We start from the raw sequence: 18319 nt of genomic DNA on the forward strand, positions 1-18319 counted from the left end.
CAACATACCTTGTAAAGAAAATACTATATTAATATTGTAAATGTTAAAAACGAGGAAAGAATAGTTGTAAACAGTAGAAAAAATAGCGTTATAGAGGGACATCAAGTTAATCTTTCAATAGACATAAAATGGATCATCTTCCCCGTAATATCCATAGAAATATGATCTATATATATTAAACACACAAGTCATCGTTATGCAAAATACCATATGACCGCTACTTGCTTTCTTCTTTTGTTTCAAATCTGGCATGTGGCAGACCGTTTCCATGCGAGGCCAGACAATCTCATCCATCTAAAAAGGGACTGTCCCAAAAGGGTAAGTTCCTCCAAAATGTAAAAATAAAAAGGAGTGTCACATAGTCAAAAATTCGACTTATGGGGCAGCTCCTTCTTTTTTATTATATTTACAAATAAATTTTATTCTTCAATTTTAAATTGCGAAATTAACCTTTCTAATTCTTTGATTTTCCCCTTTACTTGCATAGACTGATTTGTTATTTCTGTAATGGATGATGCTTGTGTTTGAATTGCTTGTACAGTCTCATTCGTATCTTTCGCTACTCCTGTAGAAGTTTCTGATACTACTGATAATGAAGCGTTAACTTCTTCCGTCCCAGCAGACATTTCTTCAGTTGTAGCTGATACTTCTTGAATTTGACTTGTTATCTTATGAATATCTGTCATAATTGTTGAAAATGCTCGGTCTGCTTCATTAGCGGTATTTTTTCCTTGCGCCGCTTCTTCTTGTCCTTTTTTCATAATTTGAACGGTATCTTTTGTATCTTGTTGGATAGATTTAATTAGGTCATTAATTTCATTTGCAGATTGCTTTGATTGTTCGGCTAAGTCTCTTACTTCTGCTGCAACAACTGCAAACCCTTTCCCATTGTCCCCTGCACGTGCGGCTTCAATTGCAGCATTTAAAGCAAGAAGGTTTGTTTGTTCCGCAATATTCGTAATGGCATTTAAAGCTTTATCTATGTCTTGCGTGCGCGTAACAAGACGCTCTATCACTTTAGACGTTTCTTCAACAACTTTGTGGACGCTATTCATTTGTGTAATAGATTGCTGGATTACTTTACTTCCATTGTTTATACGCTCTGTCGTAACAATAGATATTTCCGCAACAGTAGAAGCCGATTCGGCTACAGTTTGAACTCCACTAGCTACGTCATTCATTGCTATTGAACTTTCTTGCATACTCGTAACTTGCCCTTCTATTTGTTTGTTCACTTCATAAATCGTTTGAACTGCTTCGTTAGAGATTTGAGATGCCTGTTTCGTATTTTGCAGCATACTATCAGTAGAGGAAGTAACTTCTTGTGTTGTTACCTTTATTTTCCCAATTAGTTGTTGTAGATTGTCTAACATATGATTAAAAGAGGTAACTATTTTTCCTAATTCATCATTCGCTTGATAAGAAGTACGTACTACTAAATTTCCGTCTGCTACTTCTTGCATATCATGCTGTAATAAAGCAATTGGGCGTTGAATAGCTATTTTAATGATATATCCAATAAATATAATAACTGCAACCGATACCACCGAAATAATGATAAACATCAGTATTGTAGTTTGTGCACTACTAGCATTACTTTTCTGTAATTGCTCTGCATTTTCACCATTATACTTAATAAGTTTTTTAATACCGTTAATTGAGTTTTGCATAATAGGCTCAACTTCTTTTAAATAATAAGCATAAGCCTCTTCATTTTTATTTTGCATTGCTAAATTTTGCCCTTCACGGAATCGTTTCCTTAACTCTTGATAATCTTTTTGAAAATCCTCATATAATTGTTTTTCTTCTTTGGCGCTAATTTTAGACTCGAATTTTTTAAATAATTCATCATTTTGTTTACGTACTTTATCTATATGATCTACTAGTTCTTTATCCTTTTTTTCATCAGTTGTGTTCATCAGTTCCATAAAATTGTAATTCATATAGTAAAAGTTAGATTCTACAGATTCTATCCAGTAAATCGGAAGTAACCTGTCGTCATACATACTTGTAGAAGCCTCACCTGTCTTTTTTAATGCGACAACTCCTATAATTGATAAGAGAATGCATGCAATACTAGCTGTAATCATTAATAGATTTAATTTCGTGCTAATTTTACCGTTTTTTATAAATAACATTTACACCCCGACCTTCCTTTTATCCTAATATTTAATTATATGGTTATATTTTGAAAACAAAAAAGTAAAAAATAATAATTTTCCCCTTTTTTGCAATAAAACCCCATCTTAATTACTGCGTATAGAATGGATTCCTCTTCTTATTATAGCAATGTAATATCTTGGGATTTTATGAAATATTGCATATGAAAATACGTTGTAAAATTTACCATTTTATATTAAAATAGTGTTATAAATGCATCATTAAATGTTCAGAAAATAAAGATAGATTATCTACAGAAATCGAAATGGCAGTTTTAAAATTTCTAGGTGCACTAATTCCATTAGTAAAGGATCTTTTAAAAGCAGTAATGTAAGTGGTATTTGTTGCCATTATATTTTACAATTACTATACAAATGACCTGTGTATTGAACACAGGTCATTTGTATGTATTCCGCTTTCTTTTACTTGTTGTTCCGAAATAGAAGCTCTAACTGTGAAAGATAATATATAAATCTAAATTAAAAACCTGACATAAAACCATTCTTTTTCGCTGGGCGAGAGCATCTGGCCATGCATAGAAGCGACTTAGATGTTAAAAAGTCAATTTGTATTTATATATATGTACCATTTTTATAAGTTTTGTAGCTACTCAGTCACTCTATGAAAAACCGATAGAAAAGCATTTTTTCAAGTGATCGAGTGGGACGTATTTTCGCTGTAATTATAGCTCACCCTTGAAGTAGCTTGTAAATATCTTCTTTTACAGGAATGGAAGATATTGCTCCTTTTCCTGTTGTAGTAAGAGCCCCGCTTGCATTTGCAAATGTTAATATTTCCTGCCAATGCATATGAAGCACCTCTTCTCCATCATTATGGATTTATATACTTTGAAAATCAAAAGTATTTGTATTCTCATACATCGAAAACCCAACCTTACAATTTCGTAAGATTAATGTAATAATTATAAATTGTCCCTAATTTATGTTTTTTTGTAAAATAATAGATATAAAAGTTATTCAAATTATTTTCAGGGGGAACAATCGTGAAAAAGGGCATCATCGTACTAGTAATCTTATACATCGTCCTAACTGTTCAAACAATTTCTTCGCTTTTTGGAAAGGAACATTATAACGACGCTGTAAACAAGCTAAAAGAAACAAAAGAAGTATCCTCTTTTCAAACAGCGAAAGATGGTGTGATCCTATTAAAGGGAAACATAACGGCTGAACAACCAGTAAAAGATGAAACAATGGTAAAGAAAGAATTTGCTTTACTCGAAAAAAAATCATATAGAAGAAAAAAATTAAGTTGGAAAAGCATGGATACCGAAAAACATATTCCAGCGCACCTTTCTATAAATGGGGAGGCACTTCCTGCTTTAAACGAAAAAGAAGTTCGCTTGGCAATCGAACCTATCCCACTTTCTTCAAAAGATGTTACTACAACTGAGGAATACACATTAAAAAAAGACGATACACAATTAACAATACGTAGTAAAGGGTATCGCTATCACGGGATTGAAAATAACACGGAAGCTCTCATTTTTGGAGTGAAAAAAGAAAACACACTTGAAGGCTATAATGGTTCTGAAATTATAGTAGGAAAAACGAAAGAAGAAATTATAAAAAATATGAAAATGAAAACACTCTTTGAAAAATATGCACCATTTGCTTGGGGCGTTTTTACACTTATCCTTGTTAGTTACGGCGTACACCGTTCTCGTAAAAAGAAAAAGCTTTTCCGATAGATTGTTGTTTTTGCGATAAAAATAAGACCTCAGATTAAATCGAGGTCTTATTTATTTATGAACGATAGTGATATTAATCTTCATCACAATTTCCAACTTGAAACAATAATCCAAATACATGCACAAGATCGAATTCGGAAATCAGCTTCACGAATGTAAATATTTACTAAAAGTTTATCTTTTGCGCACATTCGCATTTAGAATATTTTTGCATTTTCTGATAGTTCGTTTGATTTGCTGATTTTCAAAAAAATAAACCTCTGTACCTGACCAAATAAAAACCCAACACACAATACTTAATACTCCTGCAATATAGGCATGACTGCTTGAAAGCTTCAAGTATATTATCCCAACAATAATACCAATCACAAACAAAATAATTGCCTTTTTGACATTTCTAGCATGTGTATCTTCCTCTTCATCCAAAAGATTAGAAAAAGTATTAAACGTGGCAGCCTTCAATGACTTTTCGTCAAAATCATTCTGACCAACAAAAGATATTTCTATGTCTTTTCTTTTGCCACTGTGCAGCTTTGACAAAAGAAAATCTTCAAGGTCAGAGCTTAGGTGAACATCATCCGGGCTATAATATCTTGAAAACGGAGTATCTGTTTCATCTAAATAGATATTTATACTTAATTCATCTTTCATGTTAACCTCCTTTGAATTCTATTTACTGTATATACAAGTTAAAAAACCCTTTTATTTTAGGCGAGGACGAGACATCTGCCTATGCATAGAAGCGGTCAGGGCCTTTTCCTGCCACATGCGAGGTTTAAAACAAAAATGCAGGTCATGTTGTATTCTGCCTAGCAGCGACTTACAAAGAAAATCGGAGCCGACTGTTTAGGCCCATTGGCTAAGGAGGCAGAGCTAGACAAAGATGCCACAAAATGAACATGGATGTATATAGTTGAAAGTCCACCTTTTATCAGTATGGTCAAGATCACAACAATTCTTACGAAAACAGCGAAAGAAAAAAATAGTATCATATAACAAAAAACTAAAGGGATAGTATTATCCCCTATATCCCTCCATCCTCTTATAGTAATCAATCTTTCCATCAATTTCTGCCAGGTTATCATTCAATTTTTTGATTTCTTTAAGAACTTTATTTTGATGCATTTCTAACAATTCTCGTCTTGCACTTATTGTAGATTCACCTTGGCTTCTTAGATCAGAAAAGTGCTTCATATCTGTAATGGACATTCCCGTTACTCTTAAACGAATTAAGAAATTAATCCAGGAAATATCAGATTCAGAATACTGACGATAACCGTTTATATCTCGTTTCACTTCATTAAGTAAGCCAATTTTTTCATAGTAACGCAAAGTGTGCACACTAAGTTCCGTCATCTTTGAAATTTGTTTAATAGTAAATACTTTTTCCATAAAATTCATTATAACACAAGAAAAGGGATTGCTTTAGAGTGCACTCTAAGGTGTAGCATGTATTCGAGGGTTATCGTTTCATCAATTAGAAGTACGCAACATATACGTACTAAATAATAAATTCCTAGGAGGTAAATGAGATGAATACTGAACGTTATGAACGCGGCTGGCAAAAGCTTGTAGAAGTAGATGGAGAAGGTGGACAACGGGTCCTAGATTCACTAAAAGATATTGCTCCTGATCTCGGCAAATATGTTGTTGAATTCGCTTTTGGCGATATCTATTCTCGAAAAGAACTTGACCTAAAACAACGTCAATTAGTTACAATCGCATCACTAACTACACAGGGTGGCTGTGAACCACAACTCACTGTCCACATTAACGCTGCACTTCATGTTGGTCTTTCACCAGATGAAATCGTAGAAGCAATCATGCACTGCACTCCTTACACTGGCTTTCCACGAGTCCTTAACGCTATCTTTGTGGCAAAGCGAATTTTTGAAGAACAGAAACTGAATTTAGAATCAGAAACTGTTCCAAAATAAAACCACTCTCTATAACAAAAAATCCTAAAGGCTACAAGCCTTTAGGATTTATCAATTATTCTGCTTCTGTAAATTTCCCATATTGACGCTTATGCATCCAAGTTAATGTGCCAATTGTTCCAAGTGATAACAGAACAATAAAGAGCATTAAAATACCTGCGTTTTGCCACATAAAGCTGAAATCTCCGCTTGAAACAACCGCTTTAAATCCTGATACAGAATATGTCATTGGGAACCATGCGTTAAAGATTTGCAGCGGTTTCGGAATTAACTCAAGTGGGAATGTCCCCGCACTTGTTGTTAATTGTAAAATCAATGTCAAGATCGCAACAAAACGTCCTGCATCGCCGAAAGCTGTTACTAAAAATTGAACTAACGCAATAAACGATAAACTTGTAATAATACTAAACAATATGAAATATGGAACACTTTGCACTTCAACACCTAACCAAAGCAGTAAAACTGCGTCTGCCACAAGTGCCTGAATCACACCAACAGCAAGTAGCACACCAAACTTACTAATAAACCAGCTAAATCCTGATTTCGGCACTCCTACTGTTTCACGTAATGGGAACACGATAGATAATAACAATGCCCCAACGAATAAACCAAGAGATAAGAAGTACGGTGTAAAGCCTGTTCCGTAGTTTGGAACTTCTGCCACTTTCTCAGTTTTCACTTTCACTGGACTCGCGAACATATCATACTTGTTCTCGTCGCCTTTTGTTTCACTTGTTTTCTCAGCACCCTCGCCAAGTTTTGTTGCTAGTTCTTTTGAACCGTTATTTGCTTCGCCAAGGCCAGTTGTTACTTGACTAGAGCCATCTTTTAAACCAGTTAAGCCGTTTTGGAACTCCCCTTTTGGATCTACGAATTGACCTAAGCCACCTGTGATTTGTTGTGAACCAGCATATAAAGCATTCACTCCATTTGCTAGTGGGCCTGCACTGCTTGCTAGTTCGTTTAGACCGCCTGTGATTTTTCCAGAGCCATTTGCTAATTTATTTAAGCCAGTTTGGAATTCCCCTTTTGAATCTACTAACTGGCCTAGACCGCCTGTAATTTTTCTTGATCCCTCTGCTAATGGACTTATTCCTTCTTTGTCTAATCTATCTGCTCCATTTGCAAGTTTTGTTGCACCGGCTTCAATTTTTTTAGCACCTTTTTCTCCAGCTAAATCTTGTACGCCTCGCGCAACTCCTGCTGTACCTTTAGAAACTTGTTCACTACCGGCCTTTATTGCTTTAACAGTCGGCTGTAATTGTTTTCTATATTCTTCTGGTAAATTTTCAATTTGTTTATTTAAATCCGATAAGCTTTTTGAAACTTGTTGAGCCCCTTCGGCTGTCTGTTGCGCAACACCACTTAGTGTATCTGTTTGTTTCTTCCATTCAGATACCCCTTGCGAAAGTCCAGAAGCTCCTAACCTTATATCTTGTACACCTTTTTGAGCATCCGTTAATCCATTTGTAATTCGTTGCGAACCGCCTAATAACTGACCTAAATTTGATTGCAATTTCCCTTCAGGATTAATTAGTTCATTTAGGCCACCTGTAATTTGTTGCGAACCACTTAATAACTGATTCACCCCATCTGGCATACCACTGACTTTACTGTTCAACTCACCTAAACCATTCGTAATTTGATTAGAACCTGTTGCTAACTTATTCAATCCATCATTAGCTTTCCCAGATAACTCACCTAAGCCATCTGTGATTCGTTGTGAGCCGTCTTTTAATCTCCCTGTTCCATCATGAAGCTGACCAGCCCCATCACTCGCATCAGCAAAGCCCTTCGAAACATCCTTTAATGAATCAAACATTGTCTCTGCATATGTTTTTGTTACGGAAGCTGAGACTTCACCTTTAATTTTTTCAATGGCTGAGCCACCGATTTGTGAAGATAAGAAGTTTAAGCTTTCATTTGGAATGTAATCTAGTTTTGATTTTTTAGGGTTTGCATCCAACAATGTTGTTGTATTTTTCGAGAAGTCACTTGGAATGCGAATCGTCATGTAGTATTTACGATCATCCATTCCTTTTTTAGCTGTTTTCTCGCTAACAAACTCCCATTTGAAGCCGTCCTTTTCTTTCAAGTTCTTAACAAGTTCTTTACCGGCTTCAATCGGTTTTCCATTATACACTACACCTTCATCAAGGTTTACAACTGCAACTGGTAAATCATCTAATTGTTTATATGGATCCCAAAACGCCCATAAAAACATACCAGCGTACAATACTGGAATAAATAAGACCGCAATAATTGGAATTAAGATTTTTTTGCTTTTGATAATGGTAGCAAACTCTTTTCCAAGCAGTTTCCATCCTCGCATTGTTTACTCCTCCTTTTTAAACAATTGACTGTTTTGTTCATTTAGTCAGTTTTTGTAAAAAAAAGAAGAAAATAACGACTCATCATCTTCTCATACATGTTGCTATTTTCTTGCAATTCTCCCTCCACTAACTAATGACCGAATCATTCAATTGGTCATATTTTATAATAATAAGAGGATTATCTCATTTTGACAATCCTTTTAATAAATATAATTCAAAAAGTTCAGCGATATGCTCTTTTTCTAACGGTTTATGATGTTTTTCCCAATCAAAAATAAGAGATACATACAAACGAACCATGATAAATGCTGTAATTTCTGGATCACATTTCATAATTTCGCCTTTTGCAATTGCAGTTTCAAGATGAGATTTAATATACGTAATAATTGTAGAATCCAGTTGCTGCATCACATCTTGTACTTCTTTTGTTCCCATATCTCGCTCTTCTTGAATGAGCTTAATCATAAGTTGATGATCTTTTCGAAACTCTAAAATACTATATAAAGCACGATGTACGTTTTCAAAAAATGGTACATTTGAATCGATAGCCATATCGGCTACTTGCTTCATTTCTGTAGTTAAATTAGAAATAATTTCACCAAATAACTCTTCCTTATTTTTGAAAAACGTATAAATTGTCCCTTTTCCAACATTGGCTAGCTTTGCAACTTGATCCATCGTTGTTGCTTTATAACCAAATGCAGAAAAAGATTTTGTTGCCGCTTCAATAATTGCCCGTTTTCGATCGACTGCCACATTTCCACCTCCGGAATGACCATTTGAACAATTTGGTCATATAGTACGTTTATGATATTACCATAGCTTACCAATGTTTTCAAGTTTTATTTTCGGTTACATTATAACAAAATGTGATAATGAAGGAAAAAACTATTATATCGTCCAAAGTGAATCCCCTTATCAAGGTTTAACATTTGAATGGTACATGGCAAATCGTTTGGTTATTTTTCTTTCCCATATTCGGTTCTTGTTTTCAGACCTTGCACGTGGCAGAAAAAAGCCCTAACCACTACTATGCATTGCCAGTCCCCCTCGACCATTTAAAAAAATGCTTTTCTGCCTTTTTTTCATAAAGTAACTGGGTCGTTACTATTCAAATTCAGTTTCAAAACTCATTACCAAAAATAAAAGCTCCTAACATATTAGTCATATACAATGTTAGGAGCTTAATATTTTAAGTATTTTTTTGATTTAGGTCTTGATTACGTACGATATCCGCGTTTTGACGCCAAGACCCCTACACTGAGGCCTTTTTTTCTGGTGTTTTTTTTACAAATTGATATAAAGCAATTGCCCCTAAAATAACAAGCGTGTTTTCAGGAACATCTAATAATACGGTTGTCCATGTTTCTGAAATTAATAATTCATTACCTGTAGAAAATTTATAATATGCTTTTAGATAACCAATAGTAAACTGAATTACAGATAAAGAAACAAATAACCATAAACCCAATCGAATTATTTTTTTATTTTTAAACATATAACACCTCTTTAAATTAAATAAATGTAATATCAAAATTATTATATTTAATTTTCCTTTTTATGTCAATGAGTTGATAATTCGTTGCAAAATAAAAAGAAACACACTCGCTCTCCATATAAACGAGTGTGTTTTTCTCTTGCTACTAGTCGTAGTTTTTCTTTCTTACGAAGCTTTCTTCAAATCAATTTGTGCAAGCACTGGGTCATGGTCACTCATGCGTCCATTCTCTTCCATAATGTTTGCATTTAAATGAACTGGATCAACAATTGTGTGCGGTGCGATGTTATTCGTTACGAAAATATGGTCTAATACTTGAGCGTTCCCATCATGAATATATGTGTAACGATTTTCTTGTGGAACTGTTTCAAGCATTTCTTTCATAATGTCACCTTTTAATGCTTGCATTGGTTTTGAGAATTCAAAGTCGTTCATATCACCGAGGGCAACAACTGGAGCGTTTGCATGTCGCCCTTGAATGCCTTTTACAAAACCATTTACTTCCTCAGCAAGCTGCACGCGTTTTGCTTCACTTTTTAATACAAGCGGCTGAATTTTTCCAAACGGAGATGCGTCTCCTAATTTAGAGTTTAAGTGATTGGAAATCACAACGATATTTTGTCCTTGGAATGTAAACTCAGCAGCTAACGGTTTACGTGTATCATCAAATAATGTATTATTTTCTCCAATTCGAACAACGTTTTTCTCAAGTAAAATTGGTTTTTGTGCTAATTTCACGCGAGATGGATTATAGAAGAAACCGACGCGAATATTCGCTCCTGGTGCACCGCCATCTTTATTATTTTCTGGTGCAATTTCTACATACTCATACTTTGGTCCGCGAATTTCTTGAATGGCATCAATTAAACGCTGTGCACTAAGTTTTGCGTCTGTTGTGCCATCATTAACTGTTCCATTGTTATCTTGCATTTCTTGCACACCAATAATATCTGGCATTTTTAAATTGTATTTAATGGCGTAAGCAAGACGTCTTACTTTCTCATCGGACGTTTCTTTTTTATTCGCTGAGAAGTTCTCAATGTTATATGTTGCAACTGTTAGTTTATCAAGGCGCGGTTGAATATTGGCACCAAGTTGTTTAAATCCACCGTCTTGCAGCGCTGGAAGATCCCCAATTGGTGAAATGCGATAGTTTCCGTAATCATAACCGACGATACCTGTTATATCTCCAAGAAGTTGATCTCCTGCTTTTGCGACATAATTACGCGCTACTTTAATAGAAAGGCGTTCTGGATTTGCATTGTCAGCTCGCAAAAGCGGCGTTCCGAATTTTGTTGTTACTTTTTGGCTGCCATTTGCAGTTGTTACATATAAGTTCCCATTCTTTTGCGGTCCAATAACTTTTGGCTGCGGCACTGTTACAAGCATGCCTTCTAAACTTTCATAAAAATCAATTGCATCTTCTGCTGGATCGAAAATGCCAAATCCATCATTATCAATAGTTGCGTCCGGTATTTTCACACCGTTTTCTCCTAATACAACGGTTTTAGGCAATGTTTGATTACTCTCATTTACGATAACGCGCTTTGCTTTAATTTCTGTAATTGATAAGTCTGTATCAAAACGGTCTGCGTATCCTGCTCCGATAAACTCCTCTACTTGTCCATCAACAGAAACGGAATCGCCGACTTTCACGCCGCCGTCTTTTTTATAAACATAAATCCCTTCTGATGTAGCTGGATCCTCATCAGGCTGCGGATCTTGTATATAAAATCCAGATTTATCTACTTGCGTCACAATACCAGTAACAGCTTTCACGTCTTTCCCCTTGTAAGGAGAAATATGAGATTTCCCTTGAATATCGTGAATACGAACCGGTTCATTTTTTATCATTGTAAATGAGAATGTCGCGATAGCGGAATTTTCAATCCCATCTTTCACAGCAACCGCTTTAATCACACTATTTTCATTTAGGATAATTTGTTCACTATAGTGAATACTTTGAGATGTTGGATTTGATCCATCTAACGTGTAATAGATCGTCGCACCTTCTGTTACAGTTGATAATGTTACTGCTGTTCCTTTTTCTACTTCGCCCCCATTGGGATTAGCAATGACATCACTTACTTTATGTGTTTCTTTATCTTGAAACGCATAATTTGTAACAGATTTTAACCCTGGACTGTTAAAATAACTATCTAGCGTACCTGTTAGACGAACCTTTTTCCCCATATTTTCCGGGTGATCCTTTACATTCACTGCTTTGCGAATTTCACCTATCGGTAGCTGAACAGGCATAATTTTATCAGCGTTCACTTCATCTGGCGAAGCGGCAATTGCAACGTTTGTATCACCAAACTTTGCTGGGTCTTTTGTATATTTACCTGGATTTTGCGTGTACCCAACAATATACCCCTCTACTACTGCTGGGTTTTTTCCTTGCTGCTGAAACAACTGAATTGCTTCATCAACAGTTAGCACTTTCTCTTGTTCAGCCTTCGCTACAACATCCGATACTAATACAACGAATACAAGTGAAAAAAAGATAATTGCTAGCTTTTTCAAAAAAATCCTCCCCTTAAATGTTTTTCCTAATCCCTAGCATGTCTATCATAGCAAAGTTCTTTATAAAGAACATTATATTTATATAAATTTACAAAAAATTTAATTTCCTCACGTTGAACATTGTCGTAAGGTCTTTATATTTTATTGAAATATCGATATAAAAAGGCTGACCAGAAATCATTTTGGTCAGCCCTCCTCTTATTACGCCATTAACTCTTTTTGATTCGTTTGTTCTAAATAAGACAATACGTATTTTACGGCTGCTTCGCCTTGATCGATACAATCTGGTAATCCAGCGCCGGCGTAAGAGCTTCCTGCTAAGTAAATGCCAGGTAATTCTTCGTTCATGAACCCTTTTAACGTTTTCATGCGCTCTTTATGACCGACCGTATATTGCGGCATCGCTTCTTTCCAGCGGCTCACAACCACAAATTCTGGATCAGCTGTTATATCCATTGTCTTTTTCAAATCTTCTAATACGAAGCGAATCATTTCTTCATCTGTTTGTTCCACAATTGCTTCATCGCCGGGACGCCCAACATAACAGCGCAGGAGTACTTTTCCTTCCGGCGTTGTATGCGGCCATTTTTTATGTGTCCACGTACATGCTGTAATCGTAAAATCACTATTACGTGACACAACAAATCCCGTTCCTTCAATATCGCGCTGAATCGCTTCTTTCGGGAATGCTAATGCAACATTCGCCACTGATGTAGATGGGATACTACGGAAGAAGTGGAACTGTTTATATTGAGAGAGCATCGATGGCAACCATTTATGTGATGCGGCCATTACAACCGCATCTGCTTCTATTTCTTTTCCATTGCTAAGCGTAATGCTATAGCGGTCATCGATCTTTATAATCTTTTCAACACGCGTTCCTTTCAAAACCGTTCCATCTTCTAGTCGTTCTTCAATTCCATCAACAATAGATTGTAAACCTGTTTTTAATGTTAAAAAGATTCCTTTTGTTTTTGCCTTTGTATCCTTTGGCTGTTTCGGAGCTAATGTCCGCATACCAAGGGAAATGCTGCGATACTTTTGTTCGACTTGATAGAACTGCGGGAACGTAGCCATCAAACTCATTTTATCAATATCACCGGCATAAATACCTGATAACAATGGCTCAATCAAATTTTCAACCACTTCATTTCCTAAACGGCGACGGAAAAATTGACCGAGCGATTGATCTGATACTGGTTTTGAACGAGGCAGCACAAAATCAAGTCCTGCACGAATCTTTCCAATAGGAGAAAACAACCCTGAAAATACAAATGGTGTAATTTGTGTTGGAATTCCCATCATTGAACCGCTTGGAATGCTGTGCAATCGATTATTCACAAGTACAAACGATTTCCCTGTCGCATTGTTAACAAGTTGATCACCGAGCTGTAATTCACGTGCTAACCTTGCCGCGCTCTCTTTTCGTTCGAGGAACGAATCCGGGCCACGTTCAATTGTAAATCCATCTTTTCTAATGGTTTTAATTTTCCCGCCAAGCCTTCCTGATGCTTCAATTAGCATCGTATCAATCGGCAAATTTTGTTCACGAATTTCTTTTTGCAAGTAATATGCTGTTGTTAAGCCGGAAATCCCGCCGCCTATAATGACTACCTTCTTTTTCACGACTGCTTCCTTCTTTCTCACTTTATGAAACTGCACTCCATTTTTTTATAACAACATCTGCTAAACAAGAAATAAATGGAGTTTTTGCATTTGGCATTTCTGGACGATAATAGTTTGCCCCTATTTCTTCTGTAACAATTTTGCACTCAATATCATTGTCATATAATACTTCTAAATGATCAGCAACAAAGCCAACCGGTGCGTATACAAAAGACGTGTAACCATATTTCTCATGCAATTCACGTGTTAAATCCTGTACATCCGGTCCAAGCCATGGATCTGGTGTATTACCAGCACTTTGCCAGCCGACTGCATAGTTTTTCACTTCAGCCTTGCTGGCAATATCATCAGCTGTTTCACTTAATTGCTCTGGATACGGATCGCCCATTGCAATGATTTTTTCTGGTAAACTATGTGCAGATACGATAAGCACCGCTGTTTCACGCTCTTCAGCTGTCATCTTTTCATATATTGCTTTTACTTCGTTTACCCAATAATCAATAAACTGTGGTTCTTTATACCAGCTGTCAATACCGTGAATTTGCAAGCTGCCAAGTTTCTCCGCTTCTTCTTGCGCTCGTCCGATATAAGACTTCACGCTGAAAGTAGAGTAATGCGGCGCCAGAACGATAGCAATTGCATCTTCAATTCCATCTTCGTGCATCTTCTTCACTGCATCTTCAATAAATGGCTCAATATGTTTTAAACCGAGATACATTTTAAATTCCACTTCATCTTGCATTTCATTTAAATACACTTCTAATTTTGTTGCTTGTTCTAGTGTAATTTTCGCAAGAGGCGAAATTCCGCCAATTGCTTTGTATCGTTCTGTTAAGTCTTCTAACATTTCCGCACTTGGCTTTCTGCCGCGGCGAATGTGTGTATAATAACGTTCAATATCTTCTTCTTTATTCGGCGTTCCATATGCCATCACAAGTAAACCGATTTTCTTTTTCATGCAGCCTTCTCCTTTACTTCGCCAGCTGTTCTCTTGAATAGTCATGTATAAACGCAGTCATACGTTTTAACGTGTCTGGATTTACCTCTGGGAAAACACCATGCCCTAAGTTAAATACATATCCTGGCTGCTTCATTCCTTGATCTAAGATCGCTTTGACATGTGTTTCAATCACATCCCACGGCGCAAGTAAAATGGATGGATCTAAATTTCCTTGGACAGCCTTTTGAATGCCGCGTGCACGCGCTTCTTCGATTGGCAAACGCCAATCTAAACCGACAACATCAAGCGGCAGATCATGCCACTCATTTGCTAAATGGCTTGCTCCAACACCGTGCATAATAAGCGGTACATTCATCTGCCTGAGCTCTGTGAAAATTCGCTCCATTGTTGGTTTAATAAATACGCGATAATCGAGTACATTTACTGTCCCAACCCATGAATCAAAAATTTGAATTGCTTTTGCGCCGGCATTAATTTGCGCTTTTAAATACGTAATAGTCATATCTGCAAGCTTATCCATTAGCGCAAACCACGCTTTTGGCTCTGCATACATAAACGCTTTCGTTTTATGATAATTACGAGATGGACCGCCTTCAATCATATAGCTCGCTAACGTAAATGGTGCTCCTGCAAATCCGATTAACGGAACATCAAGCATCTCTGTTGTTAATAAGCGAATCGTATCAAGCACATATGAGACATCTTCTTCTGGGTGAATTTCCCCTAATTTTTCGACATCTTGCAGTGAACGAATCGGATTATCAATTACAGGACCGATTCCAGATTTAATTTCTACATCTACACCAATCGCTGGAAGCGGTGACATAATATCTTTATATAAAATAGCAGCATCCACATTATATTGATCAACTGGCAGCTTTGTTACATAAGCACAAAGTTCTGGCTGATGTGTAATTTCAAACAGAGAATACTTCTCTTTAATCTTTCTGTATTCCGGCTGGGAACGACCTGCTTGGCGCATATACCATGCTGGTACATAATCTGTGCGTTCTCCTTTGCATGCTTGTAAAAATGTTTCATTGATTTGTCGTACCAAATCCTTGTCCCCCTTTTTCTAATACAGCTCGATTCCTATCTATTTTATTCCATATTAACGAGCAGATAACTACCCGTAAAAGCCTGATTAGTAAGAACTTCCCGCAACATAGAATCCCCCTACTGATGGAAGTTACACTTTATCTTTTTTTACTATACAATTAGTAAAAACAAAATGTACAACATTATGTTTGATGTTCATGAAATTGACACAAACATATGGTAATACTCCGCTTTTTTCGGAACATTCCCATTATATCACAAGCCGAAATTACGGTTTAACCTCTTTTGTTTTTTCTCCTTCTCGATTTGTTTGCGGATTGTACGGTACAACATAAAAACGCGGCGCTTTAAAAACGTTCATAAAATTCACTTCATACTCCCCTTTTCCAGTTACTGTATCAATATGAATCGCTTTCCCTTTGTCTATTTTATAAATTCGATATTGTACTCTCTTATCAGGAAGTTGATTCCATGCTAATTTTGCGGTAAACAAACCAAACGGAGTAAACGTTAACTTCGCTTCTAAACCGTCTACTTTACTTAAGCGAATCGGCTCTCCAATCGTTTCAACACCGCGCGGCTGTGCAAATGTATGATCCGCTTTTACATTTGCCTTCGCTAAAATGGTTTTAAATAATTTTGTCGGATACGAACTGCTCCCACGCACATAATGCTTATCATCCGTGCGGTCATATCCCATCCAAACCGCTCCAACAATATGAGGTGTATACCCAACAAACCAAATATCTCTTGCCCCGTCGTCTTGATTTGGAAGCGACGTTGTTCCTGTTTTCCCAGCAAGCGCTCCTTTATACACACCATCTTTTGCAGTCCCCTCTTTCACCACACCTTCAAGCATTCTTGTCATATACCAAGCAGTTTGCTTCGAAAAAACTTTCGTCTCTTTATTGATTGCTTGCCCAATTACTTCTCCGTGCCGATTTAACACTTTCTCAATTACATGCGGTTCAACGATTTTTCCATCCGCTGCAAACGCACGGTACATTTTCACAAGTTCAAACGGCGAAACTCCCTCCTGTAACCCACCAAGTGCAGTACTAAGACCGCGCTCAGGAATGTAAATATTCCCTTTTTCTAAATACTGCTTTCCTTCTTCTAGCCCAATTTCATGCAGCAACGATACAGCTGGAACATTAGCCGATTGCAACAGGGCATCATACATCGTTACTTCCTTCGAATACTGATCGTTGTAATTGCGCGGTTCATAACCATCAAATGAAACTCGCTCATTTGTTAATAAAGAATACGGCGTATACTTTTTCGTTTCAAGTGCTGGCGCATACACAAGAAGCGGCTTTAATACAGAACCTGGCTGCCGCTTTGCGTAAACTCGATTTAATCCACGCGCAATATAATGCCTTCCTCCAACTGCCGCTCTTATTCCGCCCGTTTTACTATCCATGAAAAGAACGGCCCCTTGCATCTGATCGTCTTGCATCGGAAAATTACGGATATTTTGCAATTGTTCATATGCTGTCTTTTGCATCTTATCGTCCATCGCCACAACAAACGTATATCCGCCGCGCAGCACTTCTTGATGGGATAACCCATACGTGCGAGCCGCTTCATCAATTACCATATCGATGTATGGCATATAAGCAAGCTCTTGTTCATTTTGATTCATATAAAGAGCAATTGTTTTCCCTTGGTAGCTCACCGTTTCTTCTGCTGATAAATATCCTTGCTTATGCATTAACGATAAAATTAAATCGCGGCGTTCCTTACCTTTTTCAGGATGCAAAAATGGTGAGTAGTTGCTCGGTGCTTTTGGAAGAGCTGCCAGCATCGCCCCTTCCTCAACCGTTAACTGCTGTGCTTCCTTATTAAAATAAAATTTCGCTGCTGCTTGAATGCCATAAGCTCCGTGTCCAAAATAAATATGATTTAAATACATTTCCAAAAGCTGCTGCTTCGCATACTTCTGTTCCAAATGAAATCCAATCGTAACTTCCTTCACTTTGCGAAATAACGTTTTTTCATGCGATAAAAAGACATTTTTCACAAGCTGCTGTGTAATCGTACTCCCGCCTTCTACTTTCTCTCCAGCAAGAACGTCTTTATACAGCGCTCTTACAATAGAAGGAAAATCAATGCCATGATGTTCATAAAAGCGTGAATCTTCAACAGCTAAAAAAGCTTGTTGTACATATGAGGGAATATCTTCAATATGTACCAATTCTCGATTTTCCAAATAAAGCTTTGTAATTTCTTTGCCGCGCTGATCCACAATTTTTGATGAAGAATGGAATACAAGTCTCTTTTCATCCATCATATAACCGCCGGTAAACACAATACATTTGTATAGAACAATCGCAAATATAAAAATGGAAACAAAGCCAATGAGAACTCTTTTTGTATTCTTCATACCTCATCCTTCCTTCCAAATGATGGTACGTTTATTATTTGAAAAAACATATCCTTTATGTATAAACTTCGAATTTTTTACAACTCTTGCTATAATGATGAAAAGCGGAAGGACCCCTTTTTTTA

12 protein-coding genes and 2 pseudogenes are annotated in these 18319 nt (G+C 36.7%); 2 read left to right on the plus strand and 12 right to left on the minus strand.

Translation table 11 applies throughout. From position 1 onward, the window contains the following. Positions 1 to 419: 419 nt before the first annotated feature. Both H280_RS0104315 and H280_RS25590 read right to left on the minus strand, forming a co-directional pair. Entirely contained in the window at positions 420 to 2138 is a 1719-nt protein-coding gene (locus H280_RS0104315; protein ID WP_020059887.1) for a methyl-accepting chemotaxis protein, read from the minus strand. 711 nt (positions 2139 to 2849) lie between these two features. Further along, positions 2850 to 2954 (minus strand): annotated as a pseudogene (locus H280_RS25590) (carbohydrate kinase); the annotation flags it as partial. A gap of 209 nt (positions 2955 to 3163) precedes the next feature. On the opposite strand from H280_RS25590, the gene H280_RS0104325 reads away from it, so the two are divergent. Then, the gene (locus H280_RS0104325) at positions 3164 to 3868 is read left to right on the plus strand and encodes a hypothetical protein (RefSeq protein WP_020059889.1); all 705 of its coding nucleotides are present in this window, start codon (positions 3164 to 3166) and stop codon (positions 3866 to 3868) included. A 174-nt stretch (positions 3869 to 4042) separates the two neighbouring features. Here the strand turns inward: H280_RS0104325 and H280_RS0104330 are convergent, their stop codons facing one another. Beyond that, positions 4043 to 4519 (minus strand): hypothetical protein, encoded by a 477-nt coding sequence (locus H280_RS0104330; protein WP_020059890.1) that lies wholly within the window; start codon positions 4517 to 4519, stop codon positions 4043 to 4045. Between the two features lie 366 nt (positions 4520 to 4885). After that, positions 4886 to 5260: a MerR family transcriptional regulator gene (locus H280_RS0104335; protein ID WP_028411097.1), complete on the minus strand. Its 375-nt coding sequence runs from the start codon at positions 5258 to 5260 to the stop codon at positions 4886 to 4888. Between the two features lie 140 nt (positions 5261 to 5400). Between H280_RS0104335 and H280_RS0104340 the strand changes: the two genes are divergently transcribed. Beyond that, positions 5401 to 5805 carry a carboxymuconolactone decarboxylase family protein gene (locus H280_RS0104340; protein ID WP_020059892.1) on the plus strand — a complete coding sequence of 135 codons (405 nt, stop codon included), beginning with the start codon at positions 5401 to 5403 and terminating at the stop codon, positions 5803 to 5805. A 55-nt stretch (positions 5806 to 5860) separates the two neighbouring features. Here the strand turns inward: H280_RS0104340 and H280_RS0104345 are convergent, their stop codons facing one another. From H280_RS0104345 to H280_RS0104385, 8 genes and pseudogenes are all read right to left on the minus strand, one after another. After that, a complete protein-coding gene (locus tag H280_RS0104345; RefSeq protein WP_020059893.1) occupies positions 5861 to 8137 on the minus strand; it encodes a YhgE/Pip domain-containing protein in 2277 nt (758 codons plus the stop codon). A 184-nt stretch (positions 8138 to 8321) separates the two neighbouring features. Further along, positions 8322 to 8894, minus strand: a complete 573-nt coding sequence (locus tag H280_RS0104350) for a TetR/AcrR family transcriptional regulator (RefSeq protein WP_020059894.1) — start codon at positions 8892 to 8894, stop codon at positions 8322 to 8324. Between the two features lie 499 nt (positions 8895 to 9393). Further along, complete coding sequence (locus tag H280_RS0104355; RefSeq protein ID WP_020059895.1) at positions 9394 to 9636, minus strand: DUF3937 family protein; 243 nt, start codon at positions 9634 to 9636, stop codon at positions 9394 to 9396. 165 nt (positions 9637 to 9801) lie between these two features. Continuing rightward, a pseudogene (locus H280_RS0104360) lies at positions 9802 to 12069 on the minus strand (DUF6359 domain-containing protein); the annotation flags it as partial. Between the two features lie 294 nt (positions 12070 to 12363). Continuing rightward, a complete protein-coding gene (gene hemY, locus H280_RS0104370) occupies positions 12364 to 13788 on the minus strand; it encodes a protoporphyrinogen oxidase (protein WP_020059898.1) in 1425 nt (474 codons plus the stop codon). Between the two features lie 22 nt (positions 13789 to 13810). Then, a complete protein-coding gene (gene hemH / locus H280_RS0104375; protein WP_020059899.1) occupies positions 13811 to 14746 on the minus strand; it encodes a ferrochelatase in 936 nt (311 codons plus the stop codon). A 13-nt stretch (positions 14747 to 14759) separates the two neighbouring features. Next, a complete protein-coding gene (hemE, locus tag H280_RS0104380; protein WP_020059900.1) occupies positions 14760 to 15806 on the minus strand; it encodes a uroporphyrinogen decarboxylase in 1047 nt (348 codons plus the stop codon). Positions 15807 to 16076: 270 nt separating this feature from the next. Next, positions 16077 to 18194 carry a transglycosylase domain-containing protein gene (locus H280_RS0104385; RefSeq protein WP_020059901.1) on the minus strand — a complete coding sequence of 706 codons (2118 nt, stop codon included), beginning with the start codon at positions 18192 to 18194 and terminating at the stop codon, positions 16077 to 16079. Between the last annotated feature and the right edge of the window lie 125 nt (positions 18195 to 18319).

It is taken from the genome of Bacillus sp. 123MFChir2 (assembly GCF_000383235.1).
Classification (GTDB): domain Bacteria; phylum Bacillota; class Bacilli; order Bacillales; family Bacillaceae_G; genus Bacillus_A.